This window comes from Bariatricus sp. HCP28S3_A4, assembly GCF_052066395.1.
Classification (GTDB): Bacteria; Bacillota; Clostridia; order Lachnospirales; family Lachnospiraceae; genus Allocoprococcus.
On sequence record NZ_JBQHSE010000052.1, the window covers coordinates 1 to 8,899 of the forward strand.

Sequence of the window (8,899 nt, forward strand, 5' to 3'; positions counted from 1 at the left end):
GTTTCTGGACAATTCCATTATATCAAAAGAGCGTTATTTATGCCCTTTTTATTGGCTAAAATATTGAATTTTCAAGGTACAGTACACCTGATTGGTGTGGGAAGTTTGAGTAATTTATTTCTGGATGAAGTAAAGCATTCTTATACAGACTTAATCAATATTTATGTGCAGGACGAGAAACAGAAGCTGCAGGTATTTGAGCGTGGTGGTGTGTATCTTGCAACAAAGAAAATTGGAAAGAACAATCCAAAAGCACACGAGATAGAAACTGATAATCAGAAACGTCAGGAATGGAACAGAGCTGTTGATATGGCATTGATCAACGGAGTATCAGAACCGCAGATATTGGAAGTGAAGCAAAAAGAGATCACTGAACCAATCAAGAAATCTATTGCCCGGCATGGAAACAATCCAGGATTATTTGCCAGAGTTGTAACAGTGGCGGTTGAAGCACTGGAATTTTTGATAGAAAGTGTGCTGTTTAAGAAATCCAGGGAAGTGTCAGAACAGACAAGCACAACACAGGTAGGAACACCAGATGCTGAGCAAGCAGAGAGCATTGCAGAAAATATCGTATCAGAAAGCGTAGCGGAAAAAGAAGAAAAGGCAGAACCGAAGCAGCCAGAAATGACAAGGCTTGCATCAAAGTATCTGAAATTTTCCAAAGTTAAGAAAGAACTGGACGAACAAAATATTGCAATTCAAAAGAAACAAAAACAGCTTTCTGCAAAGAAAAAAGAACTGTCAGAAGTCAAAGGTTGGTTTAAGGGAAGAAAGAAAAAAGATTTACAGGGAGAAATGGATGCACTGACAAGCCAGATCAGAGATATGAAAGATTATCTTCCAAGGATTGTGCAGAAAATCGGTTACAGAAGCGTACAGGAATTTTTGAAAGATTTTAAAGTTTCTCAAACTGAGTATAGCCAGTATCGGACAGCAATAGAAAAATGGAAGAAAGAAACAGGAAAAGAGCCAGTAGCACACAGTATTAGGGCGAAGCTGGCAGAAAAGAAACAGGAAATACAGAATGAACAGAAAAATAAACAGCACACCCGCAAACAGAATAAAGACCGGGGAGCAAGATAGGAGGACAATCATGGAAAAACACATTATGGGAGAAAATGGAATCAGTTATACTTTAGGAGAGGATGGTCTGTATTATCCAGACCTGTACCTCCCGGAAGAGACAGAGTATCCGATTGGAAAGTATGGAATGTTGAGAAAAACTTACTTGAAAGAGCATCGGAAAGGATTATATCTGGAGTTGGTACTTGCTGGAAAGTTAAATGAGCACTTGCATCTGATTGATGAGGAGTGTAATCAGATGATGGACAGACTGGTGGAGCAGATGAAAGAAAAGCAGGGAGTGACAGAAGAACTGAAGATGCAGGATCAGATGGCATGGGTTGGGAGAATGAATAATATCCGGGCTTGTGTGGAGGAGATTATATATAAGACCATTTTGTATAGATAGATTCGATTGAGCATTCTATGATATTTTATTGAATGCGTCAAAAGAAAGTGAGGTACAAAATGATAAACAAATATGGATATGTTCGAGTAAGCACAAAAGATCAGAATGAAGATCGACAATTGGAGGCGATGAAGCAATTAGAAATTTTAGAGAAAAATATTTATGTGGAAAAAATATCAGGAAAGGATTTTAATAGACCGGTGTATCAGAAACTGGTGAAAAAATTGAGAGCAGATGATTTGCTTTATATAAAAAGTATCGATAGATTGGGAAGAAACTATGAAGAAATTTTAGAACAATGGAGAATTCTTACAAAGGAAAAGAAAGTTGACATTGTTGTTTTGGATATGCCGTTGTTAGATACCAGAAGAGGCAAAGATCTTATGGGAACTTTTCTGAGTGACATTGTTTTACAGGTGTTGTCTTTTGTAGCTGAAAACGAAAGAAGTAATATAAAACAGCGACAAGCAGAGGGAATTGCTGTTGCCAAAGCCAAAGGTGTCCGTTTTGGGCGTCCACCGAAGCCATTGCCAAAAGATTTTCATAAGATATATAAGAAATGGAAAGATGGAAAAATATCAGGTGTAGTTGCTGCAAATGCTTGTAATATGCCGATTTCTACGTTTTTGTATAAGGCGAAGTCTTACGAGAATATTGAAAAATAAGAAAGAAGAGAGATTACAAAAAGGTGTACTTTTTTGAATGGATAATTCAATGTGGATTGCTTGTAATTTTTGTAGACAATTCATATTCAAACATTGAAAATCTGTATGTTTCGTTATATAATATGCTTAATATTTTACTTGTAAAAAAAGAAGAGAAATTGCAAAAAAGTACACTTTTAAAAATTAATACTAAAGGAGGAGACAGAGTATGGACGAGGGATTGAAAAATTTAGTGACAAAAGCTGAACAAGGAGATGTAGATGCAATGGTTATGGTTGGTGATTGCTATAACAGAGGATTGCACACAGAAAAAGATGATCAAGAGGCACACCGATACTATAAAATGGCTGCAGACAAAGGACATGTACAGGCTAATTTAATGGTAGCAATAGATTTATTAAATGGAATTGGTACATCTAAAGATAAAAAAGCTGGAACGAAGTATTTGCAAATAGCAGCTGATGGAGGGGCTGCATTTGGACAATATTTATTAGCTTCTATGTATAAAATAGGAGAGATTGGTCTTTTTGGAAGAGAACAGAAGGCTATGAAATATTTTGAAATGGCGGCCAAACAGGGAGATGCAAAATCTCAGGTGGAATTGGCAGATATGATAATGTTGGCAAAGAAATCTAAATATACATTGGATGACATGGTTTTTTGGCTGGTTTGTGCATATCTGCATGGTAATCAAGCTGAAGAAGAGAGCAATGCGGCTTTGCAGAGAATTAATCATTTAATTAGCAATGGAATGCCAGGTGGAAAAGCATATGTAGAAAAAGTTTTGGATAATGTTAAACGGAATTATCAAGTATACCTCAAAAAACCATTTTAGCATAGTATATTTTTGATTAAAGGTGTTGTTGTCGGTGAAACAAAAATAATATTACAAAGGGGGAATATCAGGGGTAATTCCTTGAAAAATAACATGAAAATATCACAATTTATTATTGCCACAGAGCAGGATGATAATCCAAATACATATTTGCTATATAATACTCATACAACGGCATTTGTTGCAATGGAGAAAGAAAAATATAATAAAATCTTTATAGAAAAAGACTTTAAAGAGGATTGTGTACAACAACTTCATAAAATGGGATTTCTCATCGATGATGATTTCGATGAGTTGGCGGCATTAGAAGAATTGCGTATAAAAGGAATGAGTGATCCGGTTCAAAATGTAACGCTGCTTACTACAACAGAGTGTAATGCAAGGTGTTATTACTGTTTTGAAAATGGAATTAAACAATATCCAATGACAAAAAAAGTTGCAGACGCAACGATTCAATATATCATAAAAAATTATCCAGAACCACAATTTGCTATCAATTGGTTTGGTGGAGAGCCACTGATGAACTTTGAAATAATGAAGTATATAACAGAAGAGTTGAAAAAAGCTGGTTATGACTTAATAGCACACATAACAACAAATGGCTCTCTTTTAACGGAAGAAATGCTTGAGTATTTTCAAAAAGAATATTCAGATCTTTCATTTCAGATAACAATTGATGAAATTGGAGAAAAATATGGAAAAATAAAAAGATATGTTGACATTGATGCGAAAGATGCTTATAAGCGTGTAATCAATAATGTATGTATGTTATTGGATCATCATGTTACAACAAATGTTAGATTGAACTTTGCGGCAAGTAAAATAGAGAGAGCGAAGGAAATTTATATACAATTGAAAAAAGAATTTGAAGGACATGATAATTCTTCTTTATATATTTATTTTGCACCGCTTACCTTGGATAGTGATAATGAGATAATAAGCGATTTTCATGGGGATATGGAACATCCATTTCTTCAAGCTGTAAAAACGCAATTTAGTGAAGGATTTCCACTATATAAACCACGTTATGATGGAGATATGGGATTGATAGGTGCATTTGGATTAATGCCTAATGCATTTTCTTGTGGAATGACTACTAAAAATAGAATATCAATTGATGCGGATGGTACATTATATAAATGTCATCGTTTATCCGGAAAAAAAGAATTCGCATGTGGAACGGTATTTGATGGTATATCAGAAGATAATAGTATATATCGAATTTTTAGAAATACTACTATAGAGGACGAAGAATGTAAAAAATGCAATCTGCTACCAATTTGTCAGGGAGGATGTAAATCGCAGAGAATATTGTATGGAAATAAGCAAAAATGCCATCGAATTCGCCAAATACAAAAAGAACTTGTTAATCTTTATTATAAAGAAATGAGTAAAAAAATGTAAAGAAGGGAGGTGAAAATATGACAGTTATCAGAGAAGGATATTCAGAAGAAATGCTCAAAGTTGTATTTGAGCATGTAGCATCTGGTTCTTGCACTACATGCTGCGATACATGTTCCAATGATTAATATGGAGTAGGTCGATTATTGTTATTGGAAATGTATTAATAATTGAAGGGAGGGCGAGATATATGGCTGAGTTATTTCTTAACAGTGCAGAAAAAAACGAACTGACTGAGATGATTGAAAAGGCAGAAAAGAAATATGGCACTGAAGGATATAGTTTTGATCCTGGTTTTGCCACATATTCCTGTAGCTGTACAGCTCATAAAAAGTCTTGTGGTTGGGATTGATTTCTAACGCATACAAGTACATGTGAAACAGTGGGAGTTTAGCTATAGATTATGGTTAAATTCCCGCTGTATCTTATAGAGGAGGTTAAGCGTGGATAAAGATCAAAAAAAAATCATGCTTCTGTTAACGGAAGAATGTAATTTAAATTGTGTATATTGTTATGAACATTTTAAGAGTAAAAGAAAAATGAGTTTTGACACAGCGAGAAGTATTTTAGACAATTTTTACAGTTCTTCTAAACCAGGAGATACTGTTTTGATAGAGGTATTTGGTGGAGAACCATTTACTAATTTTGAACTTATAAAGCAAATCGATGATTATGTCATGACAATGTATGGAGATCGGAATACTTTTTTTGAAACCACAACGAATGGGACTCTTGTACATGGAGAAGTTCAGGAGTGGTTAAAAGAGAGAAAAGAACGATATATGGTATCATTAAGCCTTGATGGTACAGAGACTATGCAAAATAAGAATCGTCCTTTTTTATCTGGAAAAGGTAGTTATGAAAATATTGATATAGATTTTTTTGTTACTACATGGCCTGAATGTCAAGCAAAATTAACGATGTCAGAATATACCCTTCCTTCGCTTGCAGAGGGAATAATTAATCTATATAAATTGGGCTTTTTTGCAGATGCAACTCTTTCAACAGGTGTTGATTGGAATTATTCAAAGAATGAAGAACTTTTTGTAAGAGAGCTTGAAAAATTAGTTGATTATTATACAGATAATCCTGATATTAAGCTTTGTACAATGTTGGATTATGATTTAAGATTAGTATTTTCAAAGCTAAATAAAAAATTGCGATTCTGCGGAGCTGGAGAAATGACAGCGTGCTATGACATAGATGGAAATGTGTATCCATGTCAAGGATTTGCCCCGGTATCTATAGGCGAACAAGCAGAAAATTTTAAAAATTATGATGCATCTAAATTTGATCTTATAAAAGAAAATCCTTGTTATGATTGTAAATTCTTTTTTTTATGTGCAAATTGTTATAGTGCTAATTTGGTTACTACAGGGTGCTGTCACCTTGTGGATGTTAATCTTTGTTATTCATATAGATTATGCATTCTTGCGAGTGCTAAAATTCAATTTAGAAGGATAAAGAATAAAAAGACGGAACTGACAGAGGATGATAAATTAATTCTTAAGGCAATAAGCGTTATACAGGAAGAAATCTCTGATAATCAAAGCCGTTTGAATGGTGTTGTAGGACATGTATGTGATCAGTATAAAAGATGTAAATAATATACTCGAGAAGTATGAATTAGGAAACAGCGGAAAGGCTGTAGCTATTGAAATATTACAATATTATCAGGTAGATGAAAAAATATGTATAGTTATTTTGATAGAAACTATTCTTCATGTAAGATACGTTATGAAATTATTGTCTGATAAATGGATTTGTGTTGAAGAAGAAGAAAAACGCTCGGAATTTTCGGAACTTTTACGGGGTAATGGACTGCCTGTACCTCAAAAATATAAGGTGAAAAATAGATATATAGGATGTTTTTGTTTTGGGGAGGTAGAGTTTAAGGTTACAATAGAAGATTATTTTGGAGAGAATCTTAAAACAGTATCATTTGGAAACATAAAAACTCTTGGAAGATTACTGGCAGATATGCATAAAATATCAATAAACCATGAATATCATTTGAAAAAGGGCTCAACATATTGTGCATTATTTTCTGGAAGAGTAGGTATAGATAGAATATGGGGAGAAAACAAAAGTATTCTACTTAAAGCCAATTTATACAAAAAAGTCAAAGCTATTCATGAAATGTCAATTAATAAAATTAAAAATATGTGGACAGACTTGCCTATTTATGCAGTTCATGGAGATTTGGGATTACTAAGCAATGTAACTATTTATAATAATCAATATGGTATTATAGATTTTAATCTTTCAGGAGATGAAGTATTGTTAAATGATATGCTGATAACATGGTATAGTTCGGTATATTCATTTGACATTGCATTAATATTATCTTTGAAGGAACGAATTGAAAATAGAAAAATATTTTTTAGCTCGTATCTTAATAACCGAAATTTAAATACTAAAGAACAGGAATATTTATATGATATGGCATGTATTATAAATGGAGTTTATTTTAACCGTTTTGTAGCGTTATTAGCGAGTAAAGGATTTAAAAAGAGTGTAAAAAAAATGATTCCACATATTACTGCTAACTATTATTGTTTAGATTCGGATATAGACATTCAAAGTGAATTACAAGAGGAACTAAATGTATTATATTGAGGAATTATTGTCTGGAATGGAGGTTGAATTATTTGATTGCTTCAGATATGGTAATTAAGTTAGAACAGATATATAATAAATTATTAAACGATAATGGTATAGAGAAAGATATTTCGAATATCGATTCTTTGGGAATAAATGTATCTGAGTATCAAAATGATTTTCCATTCGAATTGAAAGTATATTATCAGCCGGAAGAGGATATAGAAAAAAAGGAGAATGATCCCGAACTTATTCAATTTGTGTTTGATAAAAAAATGGTAAAATACAGATGTGCTGTAAAGGGGACTAAGCTACAAAGAAATTATGTTGTACTTGACAATCAAACATATTCAAATATGAAGAAAGTTTCTGAAAAAATAAAAAAAATATTTCCTGATTTACGAGAAGATATAGGTGAGATACCTGTATTAATACCAGAAAAAGAAAAAAAGTATTTGCCAATTCATATTTTGGGAGTTAAGAATAATAAATATGGAACTGCAATAAATATGGAATGGCTGTTGAGAGATTATTTAGATGATGAAAGAAAAATATATGTATATAATGATATGTATTATAAGGATTATATTTTGAATTTGAAATCACCTCAATTTAGCAAATTAATGAATTTTATTCAAGAAGATTATGGAGATGCAATTAATGTGGGAAAGATGCATTTATGGCTTATGGCAATAGATTATTTCCCGGATTATAAAAGTAAATATAAAATTTATTTGAAAATGGATGGGTATAATTTATCTATTTCATATCTTGTTAGAAAATATTTTGGAAGTCAATATGGATTTGTATTAGCCAATTCAGTAGATGAATTTATAAAACAGCATCCAGAATTGAAATTATATGGATTTGCAGTATGTGTAGATGATAAGGGAAAAAAATCAATCAATATGTATTTTATTTCGAGAAAGGAATAGAAAATGCCAAGGTGGAAAAGAGAGCAATATATGGATGCATCTGGTGCATGGAGAATGCCAGATGATGATTATGTAGATTATTCGGGCTGTTGGAGAAAAGCTGATGACTTTTACATAGATGCATCTGGTGCATGGAGAGCACCCGATGACGATTATATTGATGAAAGTGGAGCGTGGAGAAGACCTGGGGAGCAATATATAGATCATTCAGGAGGGTGGAGAAACTAAACAATTGATGCTTTATAAAAAGAGGTTTGCTTTTTGACGCTGATTTGTTATAATACAGTCGTGGCAACAAATTGGCAACAGAAAATCAGCGAGCCAAAATAATATATGCAACAGAAATAAAATAACGGCAAAAAAGATACAAAACTTAAACAAATATATTTAAGAATATCTTTGGACTTGTCGAGTTTGAGTAGCACATTTTTTGCTCGAAACCCTATAGATTAAGGGTTTCGGGCACTTTTTTTATTTTCGTGATACACTTTTGATACACTTTTTGTAGCCAAAAGATCTTATGAAACAAATCTTTGAGTAATTTCTTATATCCAAAAAGGATATTTTTATTCCGAAAATATGTCTATTTTTCCAAAAAACAAAAAATTTCATAACTGCTTTAGTAATACACAATATTTTATCCCATATGTATTTTGAAAGAACAAATACAGAGTGAGGAGGATAAGTTATGTATAAAACAGATGTATTTATTTCAGCAGAGGAAATTAAAGAGATAGTTGGTATTTCCAAATCAAAGGCCTACAGTCTAATTCAGGAATTGAATGCAGAGCTTAAAGAGAAAGGTTATTTAACAGTTACCGGAAGAGTGAGCAGAAAATATTTTGAAGAAAGATTTTATGGCTTACTAGAAAAAGAATAGGAGCTTCTTGTATAATTCAAATATAAGGAATTCCAAGAAAGAAGGTTGAGAAAAAAATACCTCAGTGTAAAATAAGATTACTGACTTTGCACGGTTAGTAAAAAATCT

At 32.5% G+C, this 8,899-nt stretch carries 11 protein-coding genes; all 11 read left to right on the forward strand.

The window, feature by feature from the left end:
• Window positions 1-105 precede the first annotated feature (105 nt).
• The 11 genes from ACTNBF_RS15700 to ACTNBF_RS15750 all read left to right on the forward strand — a co-directional run bounded on the left by ACTNBF_RS15700 (window position 106) and on the right by ACTNBF_RS15750 (window position 8,791).
• On the forward strand, window positions 106-1,086 hold the full coding sequence (locus tag ACTNBF_RS15700; RefSeq protein ID WP_441089636.1) for a hypothetical protein: 981 nt from the start codon (window positions 106-108) through the stop codon (window positions 1,084-1,086).
• A 10-nt stretch (window positions 1,087-1,096) separates the two neighbouring features.
• Window positions 1,097-1,474 (forward strand): TnpV protein, encoded by a 378-nt coding sequence (locus ACTNBF_RS15705; protein ID WP_441089637.1) that lies wholly within the window; start codon window positions 1,097-1,099, stop codon window positions 1,472-1,474.
• Window positions 1,475-1,533: 59 nt separating this feature from the next.
• Window positions 1,534-2,139, forward strand: coding sequence for a recombinase family protein (locus ACTNBF_RS15710; protein ID WP_441089638.1), 606 nt, complete (start codon window positions 1,534-1,536; stop codon window positions 2,137-2,139).
• Between the two features lie 208 nt (window positions 2,140-2,347).
• Window positions 2,348-2,974 (forward strand): tetratricopeptide repeat protein, encoded by a 627-nt coding sequence (locus ACTNBF_RS15715; protein ID WP_441089639.1) that lies wholly within the window; start codon window positions 2,348-2,350, stop codon window positions 2,972-2,974.
• A gap of 12 nt (window positions 2,975-2,986) precedes the next feature.
• A complete protein-coding gene (locus ACTNBF_RS15720) occupies window positions 2,987-4,378 on the forward strand; it encodes a radical SAM/SPASM domain-containing protein (RefSeq protein ID WP_275242533.1) in 1,392 nt (463 codons plus the stop codon).
• 187 nt (window positions 4,379-4,565) lie between these two features.
• Complete coding sequence (locus ACTNBF_RS15725) at window positions 4,566-4,727, forward strand: hypothetical protein (protein WP_181970107.1); 162 nt, start codon at window positions 4,566-4,568, stop codon at window positions 4,725-4,727.
• Window positions 4,728-4,818: 91 nt separating this feature from the next.
• Window positions 4,819-5,982 carry a radical SAM protein gene (locus ACTNBF_RS15730; RefSeq protein ID WP_275242536.1) on the forward strand — a complete coding sequence of 388 codons (1,164 nt, stop codon included), beginning with the start codon at window positions 4,819-4,821 and terminating at the stop codon, window positions 5,980-5,982.
• Window positions 5,951-6,994, forward strand: coding sequence for a hypothetical protein (locus ACTNBF_RS15735; RefSeq protein ID WP_441089640.1), 1,044 nt, complete (start codon window positions 5,951-5,953; stop codon window positions 6,992-6,994). Before ACTNBF_RS15730 ends, ACTNBF_RS15735 begins: the two co-directional genes overlap by 32 nt.
• A gap of 32 nt (window positions 6,995-7,026) precedes the next feature.
• Complete coding sequence (locus ACTNBF_RS15740; protein ID WP_441089641.1) at window positions 7,027-7,911, forward strand: hypothetical protein; 885 nt, start codon at window positions 7,027-7,029, stop codon at window positions 7,909-7,911.
• Between the two features lie 30 nt (window positions 7,912-7,941).
• On the forward strand, window positions 7,942-8,139 hold the full coding sequence (locus ACTNBF_RS15745) for a hypothetical protein (RefSeq protein WP_441089642.1): 198 nt from the start codon (window positions 7,942-7,944) through the stop codon (window positions 8,137-8,139).
• A 460-nt stretch (window positions 8,140-8,599) separates the two neighbouring features.
• Window positions 8,600-8,791, forward strand: a complete 192-nt coding sequence (locus tag ACTNBF_RS15750) for a hypothetical protein (RefSeq protein WP_015530109.1) — start codon at window positions 8,600-8,602, stop codon at window positions 8,789-8,791.
• Window positions 8,792-8,899 lie beyond the last annotated feature (108 nt).

What these genes read in the sequence shown, in the direction of transcription:
- ACTNBF_RS15705 (WP_441089637.1), top strand. Translation starts at nt 1,097, where the DNA reads ATGGAAAAACACATTATGGGAGAAAATGGAATCAGTTATACTTTAGGA.
- ACTNBF_RS15710 (WP_441089638.1), top strand. Translation starts at nt 1,534, where the DNA reads ATGATAAACAAATATGGATATGTTCGAGTAAGCACAAAAGATCAGAAT.
- ACTNBF_RS15715 (WP_441089639.1), top strand. Translation starts at nt 2,348, where the DNA reads ATGGACGAGGGATTGAAAAATTTAGTGACAAAAGCTGAACAAGGAGAT.
- ACTNBF_RS15725 (WP_181970107.1), top strand. Translation starts at nt 4,566, where the DNA reads ATGGCTGAGTTATTTCTTAACAGTGCAGAAAAAAACGAACTGACTGAG.
- ACTNBF_RS15735 (WP_441089640.1), top strand. Translation starts at nt 5,951, where the DNA reads ATGTATGTGATCAGTATAAAAGATGTAAATAATATACTCGAGAAGTAT.
- ACTNBF_RS15745 (WP_441089642.1), top strand. Translation starts at nt 7,942, where the DNA reads ATGGATGCATCTGGTGCATGGAGAATGCCAGATGATGATTATGTAGAT.
- ACTNBF_RS15750 (WP_015530109.1), top strand. Translation starts at nt 8,600, where the DNA reads ATGTATAAAACAGATGTATTTATTTCAGCAGAGGAAATTAAAGAGATA.